Origin of the sequence: Ensifer sp. ENS06, assembly GCF_014852205.1 — a bacterium.
Classification (GTDB): Bacteria; Pseudomonadota; Alphaproteobacteria; order Rhizobiales; family Rhizobiaceae; genus Ensifer; species Ensifer adhaerens.
The window spans coordinates 705,734-728,487 of record NZ_JACVBC010000001.1; the positions used below are offsets into that span (position 1 = coordinate 705,734).

Genomic DNA, 22,754 nt, shown 5'->3' on the forward strand with positions numbered 1-22,754 from the left:
ATAAAATGCCGCCGCAAGCGTTTTTCAAAACCTGTCGCGTAATGCGTACCAGCTAAGCGCGAAGAAGAGAAGGGCGGAGCGGAACCGGGTTCCGCCCGGAAAAGCCGGGATTTTCAGAGCCTTCAAGAGGTCGAGCTCGGTGCCCTGGCCGAGCGCCAGGTCCGCATAGAGCTTGCCGCAATAGTTGGAGAGCATCACACCGTGGCCGGAATAGCCGCCGATCGAGGTGACGCCCGGCATGACCTCGCGACAAAAGGGGGTGCGCGGCATGGTGATACCGACGGAGCCGCCCCAGGCGTGGGTGATCTCGACATTGGCGAGCTGCGGGTAGATCTCGCTGATCTGTCGGCGGATATGGGTGGAGATGTCGCGCGGATTGTCGGCCGTATAGGCTTCGCGGCCGCCGAACAGCAGCCGCCCATCCCGCGACTTGCGGAAGTAGCGCACGACGAAGCGCGAATCGTCGACCGATTCGCCGCCGGGAATGACATCAGGGTGGTCCGAAAGCACCGTCGTCGCGCCGATGAAGGAACGGATCGGCATGACGTGGCTGGCGCTCACCGGCTCCAGGTTGCCGATATAGGCATTGCAGGCGACGAGAACGCGGTCGGCGGTGATGGTGCCGCGGTCGGTGGCAATGACGATCGCGCCACCCTGGCGGTCGATTTTCAGGGCCTTGGTCTGCTCGAAAAGGTTGGCGCCGGCCAGCGCTGCCTGTTTCGCAAGGCCGACCAGCAGCTTCATGGGGTGGATATGGCCGGTGCCGGCATCGCGAATGCCGAAGTGGTAGTGGTTCGATCCGAGCCGGCTTGCTGTTTCCTCGCGCTCCATGAAAGTCAGATGCGGATAGCCGAAGCGCGCCGCCATCGCTTCGGCATGGTCGCGATAGTCTTTTTCGAGGCTTTGCTTGTGCCCGACCGAGAGCTGGCCTGGCACGAATTCGATGTCGATCCCGTTCCCGTTCGCGAAGTCGAGCACGTAACGCTTGGCGTTCTCGGCCATGTCGAACAGTGCCTGCGCCCGCTCATGGCCGACGCTTTCCTCCGTCTCATCCGCCCAGGCGCGCTGACCTGTGCCAAACTGGCCGCCATTGCGGCCAGAGGCGCCGTCGCCGAAGCGGCAGGCGTCGATCAGGGTGACGTCGACGCCTTGCTTGGCAAGGTTGTAAGCCGCCTGCAATCCCGTATAGCCGCCGCCCACGATCGCGACATTGGCTTTCCGCGATCCCGGCATGGCCGGATACTCCGGTCGGTCCGGAACCGTCGCCTCATACCAGGAATAACCGGGCGAGATCGGGCTTTGCCAGGACATGGAGAACCTCTGAGGTCAGACGTTGAGAAGCAGGAATTCGCGTTCCCAGGGACTGATGACCTGCATGAAGGTCTCGAACTCGCCGCGTTTGACGCCGGCATAGATGGCGATGAACTCCGGGCTCAGCACCTGGGCCAGCGACGGTGCCGATTCCAGCAGGGCCACGGCTTCGAGCAGGCCGCGGGGCAAGTCGATCTCGCCCTCGTTGGCCGTGTCCTCGGTCGGCGCCGTCGGTTCGCGCTGTTCGATGATGCCGAGATAACCGCAGGCAAGCGAGGCCGCGAGCGCCAGATAGGGATTGGCATCTGAACTCGGCAGCCGGTTCTCGATACGCCGGGCGACCGGCTCCGACACCGGGATGCGGAAGGCGGTGGTGCGGTTGTCGTAGCCCCAGGCGGTGTTGACCGGCGCCGACATGTCGGGCGTCAGTCGGCGGAAGGAGTTCACATAGGGCGCCATCATCACAAGCGTGCGCGGCACATAGTGCTGCATGCCGCCAATGAAGTGGAAGAATTCCTTCGATGCGGAACCGTCCGGGTTGGAGAACAGGTTGCGGCCGGTGTTGATCTCGACCACCGACTGGTGAATGTGCATCGCCGAGCCCGGCTGGCCCTGCATGGGCTTCGCCATGAAGGTGGCGTAGATACCGTGTTTCAGCGCCGCCTCGCGGATGGTGCGCTTGAACAGGAAGACCTGGTCGGCCAGCTCGATCGGATCGCCATGGCGCAGGTTGATCTCCAGCTGCGCCGGCCCTTCTTCGTGGATCAGCGTATCGATCTCGAGACCCTGCTTCTCCGAGAAGTGGTAGATGTCGTCGATCAGTTCGTCGAATTCGTTGATGCCGGCGATCGAATAGCCCTGGCCGCCGAGAATCGAGCGACCGGAGCGGCCTTTCGGTGGATGCAGGGGATAATCCGGATCGTCATTGGTGGCGACGAGGTAGAATTCGATCTCGGGTGCTACGACCGGCTTCCAGCCTTTCTGCTTGTAGAGATCGACCACGCGCTTCAGCACGTTGCGCGGCGTGTAACTGATCTGTTCGCCCTGCGAGCCGACGATGTCGCAGATCACCTGCGCCGTCGGGTCGGTCTCCCAGGGCACGACCGAAAGGGTCGAGAGATCGGGCACGAGCTTGATGTCGCTGTCGCGGGAATCGTAGCGGAACTGGCCGGTTTCGTCTGGATATTCGCCCGAGATCGTGTGGCGATAGACGGCGGACGGCAGCGCCAGCGAGGTATTGGAGGTGAACTTCGAGGTCGGCATCATCTTGCCGCGCGGAACGCCGGCAAGATCGGGCGTGATGCATTCGACGTCTTCGATGCCGCGGATCTTGAGCCAGTCCGTGGCTTCCTTCCAGGTCTTTACACCTCGGAGGGAGTGGAGGGCGGGAGGTATTTTCGAAGTTTTGCTGATTTTCGTTGTTTGTTGGGCAGCACTTCTCTTGGAGGGCATAAATCACCGGTTTTGGCTTCGGATAGCGCATCATAACCACAGATTGGCAATTGGCTAGATGGGCTTGATCATTGACTTTGTGCTTTGCCCCCGGAATGGAAGGACAAACGAGCGGAGTGTTTCGTGGCTGAAAAGACAGATGTGATCATCATTGGCGCCGGTGCCGCCGGCATGATGTGCGCCATCGAGGCGGGCAAGCGCGGCCGCCGCGTGGCCGTGCTCGACCATGCCAAGGCGCCGGGCGAAAAGATCCGTATCTCCGGCGGCGGCCGCTGCAATTTCACCAATATCCATGCGGGCCCGAAGAACTTCCTGTCGGCCAACCCGCATTTTTGCAAGTCGGCGCTGGCGCGCTACACCCCGCGCGATTTCCTGGCCCTTGTCGAAAAGCATGGCATAGCCTGGCACGAAAAGACCCTCGGTCAACTCTTCTGCGACCATTCGGCGAAAGACATCATCAAGGTGCTGCTTTCCGAAATGCGTGACGTGCATGCCGATCTTCGCCTCGAAACGACGATCGAGAGTGTCGAGCGCCATGGTGCCGGTTTTCGCGTGATGACGGGCGAGGGGCCGATCGATGCGCAGTCGCTGGTCGTTGCCAGCGGCGGCAAGTCGATCCCGAAGATGGGGGCGACCGGGCTTGCCTACCGGATCGCCGAGCAGTTCGGTCTCGGGCTCATTGAAACGCGGCCCGGTCTCGTGCCGCTGACGCTCGACCCGGCGCAGCTCGAAGCGATCGGGGAACTGGCCGGCGTTGCCGCAGATGCGGAAGCGCGGTCCGGCAAGACGGCGTTCCGCGAGGCGGTGCTGATCACCCATCGCGGCCTGAGCGGCCCTGCGATCCTGCAGATATCCTCCTATTGGCGCGAAGGGCAGGAGATCGTGCTCAGGCTGATGCCCGACATCGACATTGCCGCGATCCTGAAAGAAATCCGCCGCACCCACGGCAAACAGGCGGTGCAGACGGCGCTCGGCGATATCCTGCCGCGGCGGCTCGCACAGTTTTTCGCCGACGGCGCAAAGCTGACCGGGCGCCAGCTTGCCGACCTCTCGGATAAAGCCATCAATCAGCTTGCTACCTCGATCCAGGCCTGGACCATCAAGCCAGCCGGTTCGGAAGGCTACCGGACGGCCGAAGTTACGCTTGGCGGCGTCGATACCAACGGGCTCGACTCCAAGACGATGCAGGCCAAGGCGGTGCCGGGGCTCTATTTTATCGGTGAGTGCGTCGATGTGACCGGATGGCTCGGCGGCTACAATTTCCAATGGGCCTGGGCATCGGGCTTTGCGGCCGGCCAGGACGCCTGATCTCCCCGCTTTTGGCGGATCGAGCTTCAGTGATTGTTAATGTATCTCGCCGAACCTTTATCCTTGTCGGCACAGCCGGCAGTTGGTGGATCGGATTGTCGCGTAAACGGAAATAACACTGTTTCTAATTTTTTGACTTTCTTCCGCCACGGCATGGCTGCAATATAACTGTGACAGGCAATGCGGGGTCATCCGGACCGAACGTTGCCGGTCAATGTGACAAGGACAGGATGCCATGAACCAAATCCGCCGCCGTCCCCGCGCCATCGCGATCGCCCGCACCGATGAAAGCCGTCAGCAGAAGGCCGTGCTCACGCGCCTCGCCTTGATTGCATTCTTTGCCGTTGCTGCCCTCGCAGCCCTCCCGGCTCTTTGGTTCTGAGTTCAGGGGATCGGCCCTGAGCGGCCGTCTCTCGGGCGCATTTGACGCGTCCGCGCACGCCTACGGATTTTCTGTCGCGGGCGGAACGCGCTTATACAAATTTTAATCGTTCAAAACAGATAGTGTGACGATGTGAGTTTCGTCAGGTTCACGTTGCCGAGGAGTGGCGCCGTGGATCCGCAATGATTGCCGACGGACTGGCGGTGTGCGCCGCATGATTTTTCGAAAAACATCAGCCTGTTTGCGCATCGGGTGGCTCTCGATCGTTCGCACATTCACGCCTTGTCGTGGAGTGCGAAGACGTAGTGAGCCGTCGGGGGAGGCGAATGCGAGCTGCGAGCCAAGGTGTTTTCCATGTTCATCGATAGAATTCTTGCCCGCTTCAAGATCCAGACGAAGGTGCTGTTTTTCATCCTGCCCTTCGTCGTCAGCATCTGTGCCGTCGGTATAACCGGCCTCTATGCATCCGGCCTGCTTCAGGGACGCATGGAGATTTCCAACAGCGTGTTGCAGACCTTGAGCGGCTTCAAGGATGTCTATGCGGGCATGAACGCCTTCCTGCATTCGACAACCGAAGAAACCCGTGATGCCGTGCAATCGACGATCTCGGCGCAGAAGGACGTGCTCGCCGATACCGCTGCACAGGTCGCCGGCCAGAACGGCCAGGAAGAATTGAAGGCGGCGATCGCGGCGACCAGCGACATCGAGGCCCGCATTGGCGGCCTTTGGACGCTGCACGTTGGCGAGCAGGACTTGCGCACGGCAATGAGCTCGAACCTCGACGCCTTGCTGATCGAGCGCGCCAAGATCAATGAAGAGTCGAACCGCCTGCAATACGCCGTTCGCAAGAGCGAGAACGCCGCCAAGACCATGCTGCGCGAAGCCGAAAAGCTGATGCGCGCAAGCCGCTTCTTCAACGAGTTCGGCACCGAAGTGAGCAAGGCGATCACCGTCGAGGAGAAGCTGAAGGCGGTCAAGGAACGCTTCCCGATGATCGGCCGCACCGAGCGTGACATCTTCCGCCTGCTGCCGAAGGACGAAAAGTCGCTCACCGAGACCATCACCTCGGCTTCGAGCGAGATCGGCTCGATCCTGAAGGCGCCCGCCGGACCAGAAACGCTTGCCGGCATTTCCAAATATGTCGACCGCTTCCGCACTGCGAGCTTCCGCCTGGAAGCGGCTTCCGTCGGCAAGATGCGCGACGCCACGCGGATTTTCGCCGAACTCGACGAACAGATCGTCACGACGGAATCGGTTCTGACCGCTACCCGCAGGCTGTCGTCGTCGATCACCGATATCCAGATTTCCGCCGCCACCTTCATGGGGCAGACGAACGAGGGCAATCGCCAGAAGCTGCTCGACAAGTCACTCGCCGTTCAGCAGAACATGGCGACGCTTCGCGGTGTCGCAAGCGACGGCGCATCCTTCGACAAGATCGCCGACACGCTGATGCCGATCCTGACCGCGATGAAGAAGGATGCCGCAGCGCTCGTCGAAATCACGGTCAAGCGCACCGCAGACTTCGACGCCGCCGGACAATCGATCAACCAGATCTGGACCGATCTCACCGAATTTGCCGAACAGCAGAAGGTTGCCGCCGGGACCGAGCGCAACGAGGCGAACCAGATCTCGGTTGCCGCCACCGTTGCCGGCGTCGTCATCGCGCTTCTGGCCGGCATCGCGCTGACGCTGACGCTGAAGAAGCCGATCGGTCAGATCACCGCGGCGATGCGTCGTCTCGCCGATGGCCGCCTCGACACGACGATCGATGGCGACGGTCGTCGCGACGAAATCGGCGACATGGCCCGTGCGCTCGGCGTGTTCAAGGAGAACGCGCTCTCCAAGGTCCGCATCGAAGCGGAAAGCGAGGAGCAGCGCAGCCGCGCCGAAATCGAGCGTAGCCGTAACGACCAGGAAAAGCGCGAGCTCGATCGCCAGATCGATCTTGCCGTCAGCGAGCTTGCCGCTGGCCTCGGCCGCCTGGCCCAGGGCGACCTGTCGCGCCAGATCGACGTGCCGTTCCATGGTCGCCTCGAACAGCTTCGCCAGGACTTCAACGGTTCGCTGATCCGCCTGCAGGACACGCTCGCCCAGATCCGCGCCAATGCGCAGGCGATCCAGGAGAGCGGCTCCAGCATGCACCATGCGGCAGATTCGCTGTCGAAGCGCACGGAGGCCCAGGCCGCCTCCCTCGAAGAGACGGCGGCCGCCGTCGACCAGATCACCGTCACCGTCCGTTCCTCGGCCGAGCGTGCCGGCGAAGCCAACCATGCGGTGATCCAGACGAAACGCAGCGCCGATAGCTCGGCGACCGTCGTCACCAACGCGATCGCCGCCATGGGACGCATCGAGGAGGCCTCGCGCCAGATCGAGCAAATCATCGAAGTGATCGACGACATCGCCTTCCAGACCAACCTCCTGGCGCTGAACGCCGGCATCGAGGCGGCACGGGCGGGTGAAGCCGGAAAGGGCTTTGCCGTCGTCGCCCAGGAAGTGCGTGAACTGGCCCAGCGCTCGGCAGAAGCTGCGCGCGAGATCAAGGGCTTGATCAACAAGTCGACCAACGAGGTCAATGCCGGCTCGCACCTGGTCAAGGAAACCGGCGAAGTGCTGGCTTCGATCAGCGCCCAGATCGTCACGGTCAGCCAGCACGTCGAGATGATCGCGACTGCCAGCCGCGACCAGGCCGTGGCGCTCAACGAGGTCAACGGCTCAGTCAACCAGATGGACCAGATGACGCAGCAGAACGCCTCGATGGTGGAAGAGGCGACGGCGACGAGCCGCGCGCTCTCAAACCAGGCCGACACGCTGATGATGCTGGTCGAGCAGTTCCGGCTGGAGCCGGCGGCGGAAGACTACGACAACTACCGGGCGGCCTGAGGCGTGCGGTAGACGGTTTCGCTGGCGGCAGGCAACGCCGCCAGCCGAAAGCACGGCAACCGGTGCCGTGCGATATAACAAGGGCAGGGGCTAACATTGCACCGCGTGGCCGCAGGGCTTCGCGGTGCTTTTTTTATCGGCGTAGAGGCTGCTCTTGCGTCGCTTGGTGACCGCGGCCGCGAGTGTTGTGAAGGTTCGACGTAGAAGGGCGGGCGGTTTCGGATCGAAATCCTCGTCCCAGCGGCGCGTTTTCAGGGCCATGTCGGCGATGTAGACCATTGCCATCATTTCCATCGTGATGCTCCTTAGTTGATGGGCATCACTTCTTTTATGCAGCAAAACTAGTTTTACATACATCGGATATCGCTCTATGTTTTTCACCGATGAAAGACATGGATTGGGATATCTATCGCTGTTTCATGAGCGTGGCGCGCGCTGGTGGGCTCACCGGAGCGGCGCAGGCGCTCGGCTCCAGCCCGGCGACCGTTGGCCGGCGGATGCTGGAACTCGAGGAGCGCACGGGCCGCGCGCTGTTTCTGCGCAGCCAGACCGGCTACCAGCTTACCGGCGATGGTGAACTGCTGTTCGAGCAGCTTCAGGAAATGGAATCGGCGGCGCGCCGGGTCGAGAGCTGGCGGCAGGAAGGCGAGGGCGTAACGGTCCGCATCACCGTCGGTACCTGGATCGCCTGGCTGCTGGCGGAGAACTTTCCGGCGCTCTGCACCGAAAGGGACGGCTTCAGCCTCGCGATCACGGTCGGCGAAACACGCGCCAGCCTCGCCTATCGCGAGACCGATATCGGCATCCGCGCCTTCGAGCCCGAGGAGGCCTATCTGGCGGCAAGTCCGGTCGGCGACGTCGCCTATGCCGCCTATCGTCAAAAGAACGCGCCGTCGGGCGCGAGCGCGCGATGGGTGGCCGTCGGCGAGGAGGAGGCGATCTCCGCCTATCTGCGCTGGCCGCACGAGCAGATGAAGGGGGGCTGGGAGGGGCGGATCGTCGCCACGGTCACGCGGCCGCGCTCGCTGCTCGATCTCGCCCGCGCCGGCGCCGGCTGTGCGGTGCTTCCTTGTTTCGTCGGCGATCTCGATCCGATGCTGGAGCGCGCCGGCGAGGAGATCCTGGCGCTCCGGCACCGGCAATGGATCGTCATGAACAATGAGGATCGCCACCGCAAGGAAATACGAACGGTCGTCGACCGCATGACCAGGCTGTTGCGTAGTCACGTGGACATCTTTGCCGGAAAGCGACCGCGCCGCAGCTGAGGCGGAGCAAGGACTGAACCCTGCTGCTGGGAACGCTACCGCCGTGGTCTTTTTTGTATATGGGTCAGCGCATCAGCAGCTTGACGAGTGCCGCCTGCGAGTTGACCCGGGTCTTGGCGTAGATGCTTTTGAGCTGCGTCCGGATCGTCTCATAGCTGACGCCGTTGGCCTGCGACATTTCCTTCAGCGTCAGGCCGGCGGCGATACCGCAGGCGATGCGGATTTCGGCGGGGGTCAGACCATAATTGTCCTTCAGATGGTCGTGCCTGAGATCGCCGAGCAGCGACGTCGCAGGCTCGACCAGAACCGCCACAGTCGGTCCGTCGAGAAGTTCGGTAAAGATGCTGGCACTTCGCCGCACCAAGGTAATGCGGAAGGCGCCGTGCTCCGCGGTCCTGACGACACGCAGTTGCGGCTGTGCCGGTGCGCCGACCGGCGAGGCCAGAAGCTCGAGCGCCGCATTGGTTTCCGGTTCGTCCATGAACAGGCGGCCGTTGACCGCGACCCGGAACGGTGAGCCGTTCGCCGCCATTCGCTCGGCGTTGTGGTTCATCGAGCGGATGCGCAGATTGCCGCCCACATAAATCACGCCGACGCCGATCGTATCGAGCAGGGTCCGGCCCTCATGCTGCTCGGCCATCATCAGGTCGCGCCGCCGCAGGAAGTCGAAGGCGCGCTTCAGGTGGGGCGCAAGAAGCGTGTACTGGTCCGCCGCCTGCTGGTTGAGTTCCTCGTCGGTCGACGAGGTGCAGGTCGACACGAGCAGGGTCCGCGTCGGGCTGCGCACGATGGTCACGCCGACGGTGGTCTCGCTGCCGGTCTGGCGCTTCAGCCAGTCATTGTAGAATTCCGATTTCATCAGCTCCGAGCGCGAGACGATATGCTCGCCGGAGAGACCGCGGCCCACCGGCACGAGAACCGATTTCGGTATCCAGGGATTGATCGCCGCGAAGTGATCGTTGAACTGGTCGATGGCATCAGAGGTAAAGCCGGAGACATAGGGCACGCACGACGCTGGCGCTGTGAGGTCATGATAGTGGAGCGCAGAGCATCCATCGGGCATGGTCGTCGTCAGCCGGTCGAGAAAATCCTGCCAGCCGCAATCGCCAAAGGCGGCGCCGTAGATCAGCTCCGTCAGTTCGGCGGTATCTGCAGGTTTCGTCGAACGATACATGCGTGCCTTTGTCTAAGACAGGTATGCCTAATATAGTCAGGCATCACGGGTTCGATCAACCTGAAATAGCGGAGACAAGCATTCGTTGCGTGCGCTGCCATCCTGACAACGCAGAATAGCCGGCAAAGAGCCGGCTATTCCAATTTCTCCCACTTTCAACCGGTTTCGGTGAAATCAACTTGTGGTTGCTCTCACGCTCGCGGCCACAGCTGTGTGGCGGAGCGCTAGCGGCGACAGCAGGATCGTCGCGAACAGCGTTGTGGCGAGCATCATGGCCGGCCCTGGGTGACGATAACCGGGATCAGCAGGTCGCCCCAGTTGCCTTCGCCGCCGTGGTGGCGGGCGGAGCGCACGAGCTCGACCGAAACGCCGGCATCGACGGCCTTCATGACGGACTGGTTGAGGCGGTGCAGGTCGTTGGCGACCATGCGGATTGCCGCCTGCTGGTCCGGGGTCATCGCCGAAGACTGTTCCTCGGCCCGTTCCTTGACGCGTGTCTGGACTGTCATTGGACTTCTCCTTGAGGTTCGAGGCTGGAGGTGCTTGCGGTTTTCCGCCCGCATCCATTTCACTTACGAGGGGTCGGCAGGAGCGCAGCGGGCAGGGATTGCCACGCTCCCGCCGGGCTTTCACTCTGCGGCCGGGCGGAATTGATCGTGCTCGGTCGATTCCTTCATGGCTGTTGTCGAGGACTGGCCGCCGGTGATCGCCATCGAGACGGCGTCGAAGTAGCCGGTGCCGACTTCGCGTTGGTGCTTGGTCGCGGTGTAGCCGTTGACCTCGGCGGCGAATTCCGCCTCCTGCAGCTCCGAATAGGCGGCCATCTGCCGTGCCTTGTAGCCGCGCGCCAGTTCGAACATGCCGAAGTTCAGCTGGTGGAAGCCGGCAAGCGTGATGAACTGGAACTTGTAGCCCATCGCGCCCAGCTCTCGCTGGAACTTGGCGATCGTCGCGTCGTCGAGGTTCTTTTTCCAGTTGAACGACGGCGAGCAATTGTAGGCGAGCAGCTTGCCCGGATGCGCCTTGTGCACGCCCTCGGCGAACTTGCGGGCCTGTTCCAGGTCCGGCTTGGAGGTCTCACACCAGATCAGGTCGCAATGCGGCGCATAGGCGATGGCGCGGGCAATGCAGGGCTCAAGCCCGTTCTTCACCTGGTAGAAGCCTTCGACCGTGCGGCCGGCATCGTAGTCGACGAAGGGGCGATCGCGCTCGTCGATGTCGGAGGTGAGCAACTTTGCCGCTTCCGCATCGGTGCGGGCGATGACCAGCGTCGGCGTGCCCATGACGTCGGCGGCAAGCCGTGCCGCGTTCAGGTTGCGGATATGGGCTGCCGTCGGGATCAGCACCTTGCCGCCGAGATGGCCGCACTTCTTCTCCGAAGCAAGCTGGTCCTCGTAGTGGACGCCGGCAGCGCCCGCCTCGATGAAGGCCTTCATGATCTCGAAGGCGTTGAGCGGACCGCCGAAACCGGCTTCGGCGTCAGCGACGATCGGTGCGAACCAGGTGTCGACCGAAAGGCCCTTGCCTTCTGAGGTCTCGATCTGGTCGGCGCGCTGCAGCGTGCGATTGATGCGCTTGGCAAGCTCAGGCGCGGCATTGGCCGGATAGAGCGACTGGTCCGGATACATGGCCGAAGCGGTGTTGGCATCGGCTGCGACCTGCCAGCCGGAGAGGTAGATCGCCTTCAGGCCGGCGCGCACCATCTGCATTGCCTGGTTGCCCGAAAGTGCGCCGAGTGCGTTGACGAAGTCGTCTTCGTGAATGAGTTTCCACAAGCGGTTCGCGCCCATTTCGGCCAGCGAATAGCGGATCTCGACCGACCCGCGCAGCCGCTTCACGGTCTCTGCGGTATAGGGGCGATCGACGCCATCGAAGCGGCCTTGCGGTGCGCTGGGAACGAGCTTGTAAAAATCAGTCATTACTTCCTCCTGTCAAAATCAAACACCCATTCGACTTTTGTCGTATGGCGACTTGTGTTTCGAGTTCATGTGACAGTTTTTACATTGCGCTGCAGTATTCGGCTATTGGAAACGGTGGTTTGCAGAGATCAAAAGGGTTATCTTGTCTTGCCTTTGACAGGGCGGCGAAGTAAATTTGTAAAAAATGTAAAGCGCACTACGTTGAGCGGATTGTAAAGGTAGTTACAAATGGCCGAGAACAAGATCTTTGCCGGCCCGCGGGTCAGGCGCATTCGTAACGGCCTGTCGCTGACGCAGACGGCCATGGCCGAGGCCCTCGGTATCTCGCCCTCCTATCTCAATCTGATCGAGCGCAACCAGCGGCCGCTGACGGTGCAACTGCTTTTGAAGCTTGCCTCGGTCTACAAGGTCGACCTCGACGAGTTGCAGGGCGAAACCGGCGGCAGCCTCACGCAATTGCGCGAGGTTTTCGCCGATCCACTGCTGTCGGCCGAGCTGCCGGGAGAGCAGGAGCTGATCGAGGTGGCAGAAGCGGCCCCCAATGCTGCCGGCGGCGTCGTCAAACTCTATCGCGCCTATCGCGAGCAGGCAGCGCGCCTCAAGGACTTGGCTGACCTCCTGGCGGGGCAGGGGCACATGGAGGCGCTTTCGGGCACACGGTTGCCGATGGACGAGGTACGCGAGACCTTCGAGGGGCGGCCGAATTATTTTGCCGGCATCGAGGCGGCGGCGGAAGCCTTCCACGAGGCGCTCTCGCCGGGTGATGATCTCATCGGCGCGCTCAAGGCCTGGCTGAAGAAGGAGCATGGCCTCGTCGTGCGCAGCCTGCCGGTCCATGCCATGCCGAACCTGCGCCGTCGCTTCGACAGGCACTCCATGCGTCTCTTCGTTTCCGAGCGGCTGTCGCCCTACGACCAGTTGCGCGAGATCGCGATGGAGGCCGTGTCGATTGCCTGCCACGAGGCGATCACGGCCGAGCTTGGGGCGTTACGGCTTTCGACCGCGGAGGCACGCCGTATCGCTCGCTTCGAGCTGGCGCGCTATGGCGCGCATGCGCTGATGATGCCCTATGCTGCGTTCCTAGCCGCCGCACAACGGGCGAAGTACGACATCGATGTCCTGCGCGCCCGTTTCCAGGTCTCCTTCGAACAGGCGGCCAACCGGCTGACCATGCTGCAACGGCCGGGCGCCCAAGGGCTGCCATTCTTCCTGATGGAGATCGACAATGCCGGCCACCGCTTGCGGAGGGCGGGCGCATCGGGCTTCCCTCAGGCAAAGTTCGGCGGTGGCTGTCCCAAGCTCAATATCCATGCCGCCTTCTCAGTGCCGGGCCAGCTTCTGGTCGATCGTGTCGAGATGCCCGACGGCGCTGCGTTCTTGACCATCGCACGCACGCTGGAGGGTCCGCAGGCGGCGTTCCACGAGCGCGTCCGGCGCACAGCCCTGCTTCTAGGCTGCGAAGTTTCGGTTGCCGACGAGACCGTCTACGGTTCGGTGCTGCTGCCGGCGGTCGAAATCGGTGCCGGCTGTCGGCTCTGCGAGCGCCAGGGCTGCCTGGCGCGTGCCGAGCCGCCCGTTACCCGGCCGCTCGGACTTGATGAGATGGCGACCGGGCTCAGCGTTTTCGATTTTCAGTAGCTGACGGGGTGCTGGTTGGGCAGAAGCGGCGCATTCGCGGCAAAGCATTCCGCCGGTAGCCCGGTAGTATAGCCGCGGGTGATATGGGCCGTGTCCGCATAGGCCTTGTTGCGCATCAGGATCGCGTGCAGTTCCGGTAGATTGTAGAACGGCACACCGGGATACAGATGGTGCTCCAGGTGGTAGTTGATGTTGTGGGGCGCGAAGAACAGCTTCTCCCAGACGTGCGGATAGACGGTGCGTGAGCTCGTCAGTTCGTCGCTATAGTCCATGCTGCCGAAATGCTCGGCGACGCTGCGTATATAAAGGAACAGGCAGAAGAAGGTGAGGAACGGCACCACCCAGTAGAGCGCCACTTCCCGCCAGATGCCGAAGAGCGTGAAGATCGCGGCGGCGGCGGCGTAGAAGCCGACGCGCAGCAGCTTGTACTGCAGCGTTGAACGGTCGTTCTTGCCCATGCGTTTGGCCATATGCAGCATGTCGCGCAGCGAATTGACCGCGACGAGGTAACCGAGCAATTGCGTGACGCCGCGCGCAACCTTTTGCGGAAAGGTGAATTGCGGCATGCCGAGCTTCGCTGTCCAGTCCGGATCCTCGTCGCTATTGGCGTGCTGATGGTGGGCGAGATGGTTCTGGCGGTAGCCATCGACCGTGGCCAGCACCGGCCAGGCGAGCAGCAGGTCGCTCATCCAGTCGCTGAGTTTCCGGTTGCGGATGATGCGATAGTGCGCCGCCTCGTGGATCATGCAGCCGAGCGCATGCATGCGTCCGGCGATCAGCACCACGGCAATCAGGTAGACGAAGACATTGCCGAAATACTCGCTGACGGCGATGGCTGCTGCGATCATCGTCCAGTCGAATGCGATTGCCGCAAGGGCCTTTTGCGGCTCGAGCACCGACAGGCGCTTCAACTGCTTCGGATCGATCCTGCGGCTTTTCCCGCCGACGATCTGCTCACCCATGACGACACCTGAGATCCTGAACCGCAACTGTCGGGAAAATCGCATGGCGATCATGGTTAATCAATCGTAAATGGCGGTCCGTACAGAGGCGGCAAAGCTATGGTTAACGGTGCCGCCGCGGCCGGGTCGAAGGCGACAGGCTGGAAGCAAGGCGCCATAAGTGCCCGTTTTTCTTCGACTTGTGAAACTGATGAGCTCACAGGGCGGCGCTTCTTATCGGCACGAAAGCGCTTGAGGTTATCGAGAAAGATGCCTAACCTCCGGCCTGAACGAAGCGGATTGGACGGTGTCCCGGCGTGCCGGGCCCGATACGAAAAAACCAAGAGGGGAGTTGTATGTCCAAGCTCATCGTCACAACCCTGGCGGCAGCCGTTCTGGCCGGCTCGACCATGCTGGCCTCGGCGCAGGAGCGCGTGGTCAACGTCTACAACTGGTCGGACTATATCGACAGCAGCATTCTGGAAGATTTCACCAAGGAGACCGGTATCAAGGTCGTCTACGACGTCTTCGATTCCAACGAGATCCTGGAGACGAAGCTGCTTGCAGGTGGCTCCGGCTACGACGTGGTGGTGCCGACGGCAACCTTCCTGCAGCGGCAGATCGCCGCGGGCGTGTTCCAGAAGCTCGACAAGTCGAAGCTGCCGAACCTTTCCAATATGTGGGACGTGATCATGGAGCGTACGGCCAAGTACGATCCGGGCAACGACTATGCCATCGACTACATGTGGGGCACCACCGGCATCGGCTACAATGTCGACAAGATGAAGGCGATCCTTGGCACGGACGAGAAGCCCAACTGGGACGTCATCTTCAAGCCGGAACTGGCGGCGAAGTTCAAGGATTGCGGCATCCACATCCTCGATTCCCCGACCGACGTGATGCCTTCGGCGCTCGCCTATCTCGGCCTCAACCCGGATAGCCACGAGGCGGCCGATCTCGAAAAGGCGGCTGAGCTGCTGGCGAGCATCCGCCCCAATGTGCGCAAGTTCCATTCCTCGGAATACATCAACGCGCTCGCCAACGGCGACATCTGCCTTGCAATCGGCTTTTCCGGCGACGTCTTCCAGGCCCGCGACCGTGCGGCCGAAGCCAAGGCTGGTGTGACCGTCGACTACGCGATCCCGTCCCAGGGCGCGCAGATGTGGTTCGACATGCTTGCGATCCCGGCTGATGCACCGCACGTCGAGGAGGCGCACGCCTTCCTCAATTACATGATGAAGCCCGAGGTCGTCGCCAAGGCATCGAACTATGTCTTCTACGCCAACGGCAACAAGGCCTCGCAGCAGTTCCTCGACAAGGCCGTCATGGAAGATACCGCCATCTACCCGACGGAAGAGGTGATGCAGAAACTGTTCACGGTGACGCCCTTCGAGGCGAAAGAACAGAGGGTATTGACCCGACTCTGGACAAAGGTCGTAACCGGCCAGTAAGAGCGGAAAACGAATTGCCCGGACCTCAAAATCCGGGCAATTTTCTTAAGGGGGCACCGGGGAAAACGAGAGTGCCCATCGGCTGTATCATTCGGGGATAGATGATGAAGTCTCTCGGCAGTATCCGGCGGTCCTTTGCCCCTTGGGCGGATCCCGCTTCCAAGCCATTCATTTCCTTCAAGAACGTGACCAAGCGGTTCGGCGATTTCACCGCCGTCGACGACCTTTCGCTGGATATCTACACGCGCGAGTTCTTTGCGCTGCTCGGTGCGTCCGGCTGCGGAAAGTCGACGCTTCTGCGCATGCTCGCCGGCTTCGAACAGCCGACGTCGGGCGAGATCATTCTCGACGGACAGAGCCTGGCCGGCATTCCGCCCTACAGGCGTCCGGTCAACATGATGTTCCAGTCCTACGCGCTCTTCCCGCATATGAACGTGGAGAAGAACATCGCCTTCGGCCTGAAGCAGGATGGCATGCCGAAGGCGGATATTGCCGAGCGCGTCGCCCAGATGTTGAAGCTGGTGAAGCTCGAAAAGTTCTCCCAGCGCAAGCCGCACCAGCTTTCGGGCGGTCAGCGCCAGCGTGTCGCGCTTGCCCGCTCACTTGCCAAGCGGCCGAAGGTGCTGCTCCTCGACGAACCGCTCGGCGCGCTCGACAAGAAGCTGCGCGAGGAGACCCAGTTCGAACTGATGGATCTGCAGCAGGAACTCGGTCTCACCTTCGTCGTCGTCACCCACGACCAGGAAGAGGCAATGACCATGGCCGACCGCATCGCGGTGATGAGCCACGGCAAGGTCATTCAGGTGGCGACGCCTGCCGAAATCTACGAGGCGCCGAACTCCCGTTTCGTCGCGGACTTCATCGGCGACGTCAACATTTTCGAGGGCGCTGTTTCCGGCGCCGAGGGCGGCTATGTGCGCCTTGAGGGCACCAACGGTTTCCCGATCCGCATGGCATCGCCCGAGACGCCGGCTGCCGGCGGCAAGTCCGCCGTCGCCGTCCGCCCGGAAAAGATCCGCGTCAGCCGCCAGCCGCCGGCGCACGCGCCCGTCAACACCGTTCAGGGCGAAATCTGGGACATCGGTTATCTCGGCGACATGACCGTCTTCCACGTGCGCCTGAAGGACGGACGCGTGATCAAGGCCTCGTCGCTCAACGCGGTGCGCGCGGTCGAGGATCCGCTCGGCTACGACCAGGAGGTTTGGGTTTCCTTCGGCGAAGACGCCGGCGTCGTTCTGAAGGATTGAGGCCATGACCCGTGTCGCATCCGCCCTCTTCAGCCGCCTCGTCATCATCATCCCCTATGCCTGGCTGCTGTTCTTCTTCCTGATCCCCTTCTTCATCGTCTTCCGCATCTCGCTGTCGCAGACGGCGGTGGCCATGCCGCCCTATACGCCGGTCTTCGATCTGTTCGGCGGCCTGTCCGGCATCCTTGAAAAGGCGCGGGAATTCTCCTTCGACAACTACGTCTGGCTGACGGAAGACGTCCTCTACTTCAACGCCTATGTGTCGAGCGTCATCATCGCGGGCGTCTCGACCGTGCTGACGCTGCTGATCGCCTATCCCGTTGCCTACGGTATGGCGAAAGCGCCGAAGACCATTCGCCCGACGCTGCTGATGCTGGTGATCCTGCCCTTCTGGACGAGCTTCCTGATCCGCGTCTACGCCTGGATCGCGATCCTCAAACCCGAGGGGCTGCTCAACCAGTTCCTGATGAGCATCAACGTCATCGACCAGCCGCTGATCATCCTCAACACCAATTGGGCGATCTATATCGGCATCGTCTATTCCTATCTGCCCTTCATGGTGCTGCCGATCTATTCGTCGCTTGAGAAGATGGATCACACCCTGACGGAGGCCGCGCTCGACCTCGGCTGCACGCCGTTTACCGCCTTCTGGCGCGTGACATTCCCGCTGTCGCTGGCGGGCGTCGTCGCCGGCTGCCTGCTGGTCTTCATCCCAGCCGTCGGCGAATTCGTTATCCCCGACCTGCTGGGCGGTTCGGAAACGCTGATGATCGGCAAGACGCTCTGGAACGAGTTCAACGCCAACCGCGACTGGCCGGTCTCTTCGGCCGTGGCGACGATCCTGCTTCTGATCCTGGTGTTGCCGATCGTCTACTTCCAGAACGCCCAGGCCAAAGCCGACAGCGAGGGGAGGTAGGACATGGGCAACTGGTCACGCTTCAACATCGCCTCGATCGTGCTCGGCTTCGGCTTTCTCTACCTGCCGATCGTGCTTCTGGTGATCTTCTCCTTCAACGAATCGAAGCTCGTCACCGTCTGGGCGGGGTTTTCGACCAAGTGGTACACGCAGCTCTGGCATAACCAGGCGCTGCTCGATGCTGCCTGGGTGACGATCCGCGTCGCGCTGATCTCGGCGACCTTCGCCACCGTGCTCGGTACGCTCGCGGCTTTGGCGCTCGTCCGCTACACGCGCTTTCGTGGCCGCATGCTGTTTTCCGGCATGGTCTATGCACCGCTCGTCATGCCCGAGGTGATCACCGGCCTGTCGCTGCTGTTGTTGTTCGTTGCCATCGGTCTCGACCGCGGCTTCTGGACGATCACGCTGGCGCACATCACCTTCACCATGTGCTTCGTTGCCGTGGTGGTGCAGTCGCGGTTGCTCAGCTTCGACCGGTCGATCGAAGAGGCAGCCCTCGATCTCGGCGCCACGCCGGTCACGACCTTCTTCTCGATCACCCTTCCGGTCATCGCGCCCGCGGTGTTTTCCGGCTGGGTTCTCGCCTTCACGCTGTCGCTGGACGATCTGGTGATCTCGAGTTTCACCACGGGACCGGGCGCCACCACGCTGCCGATGAAGATCTACAGCCAGGTGCGGCTGGGCGTGACGCCGGAAATCAACGCGATCTGCACCATCCTCATCGGTGTCGTCGCCATCGGGGTGGTCGTTGCCTCGATCGTCACTAAGCAGCGCGAGGCGCAGCGCGAACGGGACGAGCGGGCGGCCTTCGCCCAGTCCTGAACGGTGCGAATTCGAGACTAGCGTGACGCGGCTTGTCCGCCACGAACCGACGGCTGGTGTCTCTGACGCCGGCCGTTTTCAGTTGGGTTCGCCAAGAACCGACAGGGGTGAGATCACTGCATTCGGCCAGGAACCGCCGACGAAGAAACGCAGCCTTTGCCCGGCATTCAATGTGTCGGTGTAGGTGCCTGCGAGCGCCAGGCTGCCGCTGCGGTAGGGAATGACGCCGTTGACCGAGAGATTGCCGGTCTGGCCGGCAAAGAGCGCTCGGTTCAGCCGCGCCGACCCTTCCCCGAAGCTGGCTTCGATATCCGCCGTCTGGAAGGCGAAGTTGCCGTCGTTCGCCTGCGCCAGCGAAAAGAATTCGCCGGCCCGGACAAGGTTCGCAAAGGCATTTGCGTCGAAGCCGGTGAGGTTGCCGTTGGCGAGCGAAAGCCTGATGCGGCCGGAAGCCTCGGCCACCTGCGCGCGCCAGAACGGGTGTTCCGTCGTAAGGTCCAGATTGACATTGCCCCGGCCGGTCGGAACCGGGCCGGTGAAACCGAAGTCAGCAAGGGCGGCGGCAAGGTCGGCATTCTTCAGCACCAGTTCCAGCCGGCCACCGCCGGCCAGCCCCTCTTCCGAAGCGGCGAGCCGCCCGCTGAGCCGGCCATTGGCATAGGTGCTGTCGGCGACGTCGATGGAGGCGCGCCCGTGATCGATGATGACGCCGGCGGCGAGATCTTCGAGCCGTAGCGGGCCTGCCAGCGCCTCCTGCGCCGACAGCCGCACATCGGCACGCCAGCTGCGCGCGAACGCGTCGCCGAGTTGTTGTGTGAGTTCGTCCGGCTCCAGCGGGTCGATGAACGGCTGCAGCCCATTGAGATCGATGCGGTCGAAGGCGAGCGTGCCTTCGACGCGGTGGGTATCGTCGATCGGCGTGGAGATGTCGAGGATGCCGCTCGCGTTGGCGCCGCCGAGCGTCAGCTGAAGCTCGTCGAGCTTCAGCGAGGCCTTACCGCTGGTGACATTGGCGCTGAGGCTGAAGCCGCTGTCCGGCAATGCGCCCGCCGCCTTGCCTTTGTACCAGGCGGCAAGGGCCTGCAGCGAGGCCGTCGAAACCTGCAGCCGTCCCGCGGCAGTCGGTGCAGGGGAGAGATTGCCGTTGCCTTCGAACGAGAGACTGAGCGCCGCCGAGGATAGCGACGTCTTGAGCGCCGCATCGTGGCCGGTCAGCAGCATCAGCGGTTCGTTGCATTCGAGCGTCCAGGCCACCGTCTGTCCGCCAAGGCTTCCCGAAAGCCGGGCGCTGAGCTGCTTGGTGAACGAAGGCCAGGAGACGGTTCCGGATATGCCGGAAAATTCCCGGGTCTGGTTGGTGACGAGGTCGATGATCTGCAGGCGGCCGTTTTCGACGGTGACATCGCCGAACGGCGTATCCTTCTCGGTAGCCTGTGTGTCCGGGGTACTCAGCCAGTGCGGCCGCTGCCAGTTGAGTGTGCCGTCCGTGTGCCGCTCGAGCGTGACGACGGGCTCGATCAGCCGGATATCGTCCAGCGCCGGTGTGCCGTCGATCGCTGAAAACAGGCTGAACGTCGCGGTAATGCTGCCGATATGCGCGAGCTTGCGGGACGATCCATCCGTAGTTTCGATCGTCGCCGAGCGGAGCGTCAAAGTCGGTTCCGGCCAGAAGCTGATCTCGGGATTGCCCGATATTCGGCTCTTTCCGCCGGACCAGGCGTCCAGCATATGCTCCACGGTCGGACGCACGTTCGTCGTCGAAATCACCAGAGGCAGGACGGCGTTGTAGCCGGCTGCAAGCCCGACGCCGATCGCGGCCGGCCACAGGAAATGGCGGCGCCGCAGCTGCGACAACAGGCGTACGTCGCGCATCATATGCAGAAATTTACGTCTCATGTCCGCCTGGTCGCCGTCGCTTGGGTCACGTGAGCTTGGATAGGCCTTCGGTCCTCAGAAATCAAATGCGACGGACAGGCAACAGACAGGTAAATGTCGTCCACGCGATGACGAGGCGCTTTCCGGTGCTGTTTATTTTGCGATGCAGCATGGTATAGAGGGCATGGAGCAGGAGTGGAGGAAAGTATGCACGCAGAGCAGCCGTTGTGGGTTCCAGGTCCGGAAATCCTTGCGCATAGCCCCATGGCCGAATTCATCGCCTGGAGCAGCAAACGCTTCGGCAGAACCTTTGCGGATTACGATGCCTTCCACGCCTGGTCGGTGGCCGAGCGCGGCGACTTCTGGACCGCGGTTTGGGAGCACTGCGGCGTCATCGGAGAACGCGGCGCAACAGCCCTCGTCAACGGCGACCGCATGCTCGACGCCCGCTTCTTCCCCGACGCGAAGCTGAACTTTGCCGAGAACCTTCTTCGCGAAACCGGCGACGGCGACGCGCTCGTCTTTCGCGGTGAAGACAAGGTCGAGTATCGCCTGTCGTGGGACGAGCTTCGCGCGCTCGTGTCGCGCCTGCAGCAGGCGCTGAAGGCTCAGGGTATCGGCCCCGGCGATCGCGTTGCGGCGATGATGCCGAACATGCCTGAAACCATCGCCTTGATGCTGGCGACCGCCTCGATCGGCGCGATCTGGTCGTCCTGTTCTCCCGATTTCGGCGAGCAGGGCGTCCTCGATCGTTTCGGCCAGATCACGCCGAAGCTGTTCATTGCCTGCGACGGCTATTGGTACAACGGCAAGGGCCAGGACGTCGATGTGAAGGTTCGCGCGGTCTCCAAGGCCCTTGGCGTGCCGGCGCTGATCGTTCCCTATGCCGGCGACAGCGCAGCGCTGGCGGCCTCGATCGAGGGTGGCGCAACCCTTGCCGATTTCATCGCGCCGTTTGCGGCAACAACCCTGACCTTCGAACGCTTGCCCTTCAGCCATCCGCTCTACGTGCTGTTTTCCTCGGGCACGACGGGCGTTCCCAAATGCATCGTGCATTCGGCCGGTGGCACCCTGCTGCAGCATCTGAAGGAGCATCGTTTCCACTGCGGCCTTCGCCGCGGCGAAAAGCTCTTCTATTTCACCACCTGCGGCTGGATGATGTGGAACTGGCTGGTTTCCGGATTGGCCGTCGGCGCGACCCTCTGCCTGTTCGACGGCTCGCCCTTCTATCCCGACGGCAACGTGCTCTTCGACTATGCCGCAGCCGAGACGTTCGCGGTGTTCGGCACCTCGGCGAAATACATCGACGCCGTGCGCAAGGGCGGCTTCGTACCGGCCAACACGCATGATCTTTCCACCCTTCGGCTGTTGACCTCGACCGGTTCGCCGCTGTCGCCGGAAGGCTTCTCCTTCGTCTACGAAGGCATCAAGTCTGACGTTCAGCTTGCGTCGATCTCGGGCGGGACCGACATTGTTTCCTGCTTCGTCCTCGGCAACCCGCTGAAGCCCGTCTGGCGCGGCGAGATCCAGGGGCCGGGTCTTGGCTTGGCGATCGACGTCTGGAACGACGAGGGGCAATCGGTGCGCGGTGAGAAGGGGGAACTCGTTTGCACCAAGGCATTCCCGTCGATGCCGGTGATGTTCTGGAACGATCCCGAGGGCGCCAAGTATCGCGCCGCCTATTTCGAGCGCTTTGACAATGTCTGGTGCCATGGCGACTTCGCCGAATGGACCGAGCATGGCGGCATCATCATCCACGGCCGGTCGGACGCGACGCTTAATCCCGGCGGGGTGCGCATCGGCACGGCGGAAATCTACAATCAGGTCGAGCAGATGGAGGAGGTCGCAGAGGCGCTCTGCATCGGGCAGGACTGGGAAGACGACGTGCGCGTCGTTCTCTTCGTTCGTCTCGCCGCCGGCGTCGCTCTGACCGACGACCTGACGAAGGCGATCAAGAACCGCATCCGCGTCGGCGCCTCGCCGCGCCACGTGCCGGCAAAGGTGATCGCGGTCGCCGATATCCCGCGCACGAAGTCCGGCAAGATCGTCGAACTCGCGGTCCGTGATGTGGTGCACGGTCGTCCGGTGAAGAACAAGGAGGCGCTCGCCAACCCCGAGGCGCTTGATCTTTACGCCGGACTGGATGCCCTTAAAAATTGAGGGCGCGTTAACG

General features: G+C 62.4%; 18 protein-coding genes. 10 read left to right on the forward strand and 8 right to left on the reverse strand.

Features of this window, described 5'->3' with window-relative positions:
* Positions 1 to 24 precede the first annotated feature (24 nt).
* Both IB279_RS03555 and IB279_RS03560 read right to left on the reverse strand, forming a co-directional pair.
* Positions 25 to 1,311, reverse strand: a complete 1,287-nt coding sequence (locus IB279_RS03555; RefSeq protein WP_113189588.1) for an FAD-binding oxidoreductase — start codon at positions 1,309 to 1,311, stop codon at positions 25 to 27.
* A gap of 15 nt (positions 1,312 to 1,326) precedes the next feature.
* On the reverse strand, positions 1,327 to 2,763 hold the full coding sequence (locus IB279_RS03560; RefSeq protein WP_113189587.1) for a glutamine synthetase family protein: 1,437 nt from the start codon (positions 2,761 to 2,763) through the stop codon (positions 1,327 to 1,329).
* A 123-nt stretch (positions 2,764 to 2,886) separates the two neighbouring features.
* Here IB279_RS03560 and IB279_RS03565 point away from each other — a divergent pair, with 123 nt between their 5' ends.
* The 3 genes from IB279_RS03565 to IB279_RS03575 all read left to right on the forward strand — a co-directional run bounded on the left by IB279_RS03565 (position 2,887) and on the right by IB279_RS03575 (position 7,333).
* Complete coding sequence (locus IB279_RS03565; RefSeq protein ID WP_113189586.1) at positions 2,887 to 4,071, forward strand: NAD(P)/FAD-dependent oxidoreductase; 1,185 nt, start codon at positions 2,887 to 2,889, stop codon at positions 4,069 to 4,071.
* Positions 4,072 to 4,306: 235 nt separating this feature from the next.
* Complete coding sequence (locus IB279_RS03570; protein WP_089044690.1) at positions 4,307 to 4,453, forward strand: hypothetical protein; 147 nt, start codon at positions 4,307 to 4,309, stop codon at positions 4,451 to 4,453.
* A 354-nt stretch (positions 4,454 to 4,807) separates the two neighbouring features.
* Positions 4,808 to 7,333, forward strand: a complete 2,526-nt coding sequence (locus IB279_RS03575; protein ID WP_113189585.1) for a methyl-accepting chemotaxis protein — start codon at positions 4,808 to 4,810, stop codon at positions 7,331 to 7,333.
* A 90-nt stretch (positions 7,334 to 7,423) separates the two neighbouring features.
* Here IB279_RS03575 and IB279_RS03580 read toward each other — a convergent pair whose 3' ends face one another.
* Complete coding sequence (locus IB279_RS03580) at positions 7,424 to 7,627, reverse strand: hypothetical protein (RefSeq protein WP_034800807.1); 204 nt, start codon at positions 7,625 to 7,627, stop codon at positions 7,424 to 7,426.
* A gap of 89 nt (positions 7,628 to 7,716) precedes the next feature.
* On the opposite strand from IB279_RS03580, the gene IB279_RS03585 reads away from it, so the two are divergent.
* Positions 7,717 to 8,598 (forward strand): LysR family transcriptional regulator, encoded by an 882-nt coding sequence (locus tag IB279_RS03585; protein WP_113189583.1) that lies wholly within the window; start codon positions 7,717 to 7,719, stop codon positions 8,596 to 8,598.
* Positions 8,599 to 8,662: 64 nt separating this feature from the next.
* Here IB279_RS03585 and IB279_RS03590 read toward each other — a convergent pair whose 3' ends face one another.
* The 3 genes from IB279_RS03590 to aceA all read right to left on the reverse strand — a co-directional run bounded on the left by IB279_RS03590 (position 8,663) and on the right by aceA (position 11,691).
* Complete coding sequence (locus tag IB279_RS03590; protein ID WP_034800812.1) at positions 8,663 to 9,772, reverse strand: helix-turn-helix transcriptional regulator; 1,110 nt, start codon at positions 9,770 to 9,772, stop codon at positions 8,663 to 8,665.
* Between the two features lie 269 nt (positions 9,773 to 10,041).
* Positions 10,042 to 10,281, reverse strand: coding sequence for a hypothetical protein (locus IB279_RS03595; RefSeq protein WP_034800815.1), 240 nt, complete (start codon positions 10,279 to 10,281; stop codon positions 10,042 to 10,044).
* A 120-nt stretch (positions 10,282 to 10,401) separates the two neighbouring features.
* Complete coding sequence (aceA, locus tag IB279_RS03600; RefSeq protein ID WP_034800818.1) at positions 10,402 to 11,691, reverse strand: isocitrate lyase; 1,290 nt, start codon at positions 11,689 to 11,691, stop codon at positions 10,402 to 10,404.
* A 228-nt stretch (positions 11,692 to 11,919) separates the two neighbouring features.
* Between aceA and IB279_RS03605 the strand changes: the two genes are divergently transcribed.
* Entirely contained in the window at positions 11,920 to 13,329 is a 1,410-nt protein-coding gene (locus IB279_RS03605; protein ID WP_113189582.1) for a short-chain fatty acyl-CoA regulator family protein, read from the forward strand.
* On the opposite strand, the gene IB279_RS03610 is transcribed toward IB279_RS03605, so the two are convergent.
* The gene (locus tag IB279_RS03610) at positions 13,323 to 14,291 is read right to left on the reverse strand and encodes a fatty acid desaturase family protein (RefSeq protein ID WP_162741429.1); all 969 of its coding nucleotides are present in this window, start codon (positions 14,289 to 14,291) and stop codon (positions 13,323 to 13,325) included. The two genes, IB279_RS03605 and IB279_RS03610, sit on opposite strands and share 7 nt — an antisense overlap.
* A gap of 335 nt (positions 14,292 to 14,626) precedes the next feature.
* On the opposite strand from IB279_RS03610, the gene IB279_RS03615 reads away from it, so the two are divergent.
* The 4 genes from IB279_RS03615 (at position 14,627) to IB279_RS03630 (ending at position 18,706) form a co-directional block, all read left to right on the forward strand.
* The gene (locus IB279_RS03615; RefSeq protein ID WP_034800823.1) at positions 14,627 to 15,721 is read left to right on the forward strand and encodes a polyamine ABC transporter substrate-binding protein; all 1,095 of its coding nucleotides are present in this window, start codon (positions 14,627 to 14,629) and stop codon (positions 15,719 to 15,721) included.
* A gap of 104 nt (positions 15,722 to 15,825) precedes the next feature.
* Complete coding sequence (locus tag IB279_RS03620) at positions 15,826 to 16,968, forward strand: ABC transporter ATP-binding protein (RefSeq protein WP_034801375.1); 1,143 nt, start codon at positions 15,826 to 15,828, stop codon at positions 16,966 to 16,968.
* Between the two features lie 4 nt (positions 16,969 to 16,972).
* Positions 16,973 to 17,884 (forward strand): ABC transporter permease subunit, encoded by a 912-nt coding sequence (locus tag IB279_RS03625; RefSeq protein ID WP_034800826.1) that lies wholly within the window; start codon positions 16,973 to 16,975, stop codon positions 17,882 to 17,884.
* A 3-nt stretch (positions 17,885 to 17,887) separates the two neighbouring features.
* Positions 17,888 to 18,706 (forward strand): ABC transporter permease subunit, encoded by an 819-nt coding sequence (locus tag IB279_RS03630; protein ID WP_034800828.1) that lies wholly within the window; start codon positions 17,888 to 17,890, stop codon positions 18,704 to 18,706.
* Positions 18,707 to 18,784: 78 nt separating this feature from the next.
* Here the strand turns inward: IB279_RS03630 and IB279_RS03635 are convergent, their stop codons facing one another.
* Complete coding sequence (locus tag IB279_RS03635; protein ID WP_113189580.1) at positions 18,785 to 20,602, reverse strand: AsmA-like C-terminal region-containing protein; 1,818 nt, start codon at positions 20,600 to 20,602, stop codon at positions 18,785 to 18,787.
* A gap of 186 nt (positions 20,603 to 20,788) precedes the next feature.
* Here IB279_RS03635 and IB279_RS03640 point away from each other — a divergent pair, with 186 nt between their 5' ends.
* Positions 20,789 to 22,741 (forward strand): acetoacetate--CoA ligase, encoded by a 1,953-nt coding sequence (locus IB279_RS03640; RefSeq protein ID WP_060584007.1) that lies wholly within the window; start codon positions 20,789 to 20,791, stop codon positions 22,739 to 22,741.
* Positions 22,742 to 22,754 lie beyond the last annotated feature (13 nt).

What these genes read in the sequence shown, in the direction of transcription:
- IB279_RS03555 (WP_113189588.1), bottom strand. Translation starts at nt 1,311, where the DNA reads ATGTCCTGGCAAAGCCCGATCTCGCCCGGTTATTCCTGGTATGAGGCG.
- IB279_RS03560 (WP_113189587.1), bottom strand. Translation starts at nt 2,763, where the DNA reads ATGCCCTCCAAGAGAAGTGCTGCCCAACAAACAACGAAAATCAGCAAA.
- IB279_RS03570 (WP_089044690.1), top strand. Translation starts at nt 4,307, where the DNA reads ATGAACCAAATCCGCCGCCGTCCCCGCGCCATCGCGATCGCCCGCACC.
- IB279_RS03575 (WP_113189585.1), top strand. Translation starts at nt 4,808, where the DNA reads ATGTTCATCGATAGAATTCTTGCCCGCTTCAAGATCCAGACGAAGGTG.
- IB279_RS03580 (WP_034800807.1), bottom strand. Translation starts at nt 7,627, where the DNA reads ATGGAAATGATGGCAATGGTCTACATCGCCGACATGGCCCTGAAAACG.
- IB279_RS03585 (WP_113189583.1), top strand. Translation starts at nt 7,717, where the DNA reads ATGAAAGACATGGATTGGGATATCTATCGCTGTTTCATGAGCGTGGCG.
- IB279_RS03590 (WP_034800812.1), bottom strand. Translation starts at nt 9,772, where the DNA reads ATGTATCGTTCGACGAAACCTGCAGATACCGCCGAACTGACGGAGCTG.
- IB279_RS03595 (WP_034800815.1), bottom strand. Translation starts at nt 10,281, where the DNA reads ATGACAGTCCAGACACGCGTCAAGGAACGGGCCGAGGAACAGTCTTCG.
- aceA (WP_034800818.1), bottom strand. Translation starts at nt 11,691, where the DNA reads ATGACTGATTTTTACAAGCTCGTTCCCAGCGCACCGCAAGGCCGCTTC.
- IB279_RS03605 (WP_113189582.1), top strand. Translation starts at nt 11,920, where the DNA reads ATGGCCGAGAACAAGATCTTTGCCGGCCCGCGGGTCAGGCGCATTCGT.
- IB279_RS03610 (WP_162741429.1), bottom strand. Translation starts at nt 14,291, where the DNA reads ATGGGTGAGCAGATCGTCGGCGGGAAAAGCCGCAGGATCGATCCGAAG.
- IB279_RS03615 (WP_034800823.1), top strand. Translation starts at nt 14,627, where the DNA reads ATGTCCAAGCTCATCGTCACAACCCTGGCGGCAGCCGTTCTGGCCGGC.
- IB279_RS03620 (WP_034801375.1), top strand. Translation starts at nt 15,826, where the DNA reads ATGAAGTCTCTCGGCAGTATCCGGCGGTCCTTTGCCCCTTGGGCGGAT.
- IB279_RS03625 (WP_034800826.1), top strand. Translation starts at nt 16,973, where the DNA reads ATGACCCGTGTCGCATCCGCCCTCTTCAGCCGCCTCGTCATCATCATC.
- IB279_RS03630 (WP_034800828.1), top strand. Translation starts at nt 17,888, where the DNA reads ATGGGCAACTGGTCACGCTTCAACATCGCCTCGATCGTGCTCGGCTTC.
- IB279_RS03635 (WP_113189580.1), bottom strand. Translation starts at nt 20,602, where the DNA reads ATGAGACGTAAATTTCTGCATATGATGCGCGACGTACGCCTGTTGTCG.
- IB279_RS03640 (WP_060584007.1), top strand. Translation starts at nt 20,789, where the DNA reads ATGCACGCAGAGCAGCCGTTGTGGGTTCCAGGTCCGGAAATCCTTGCG.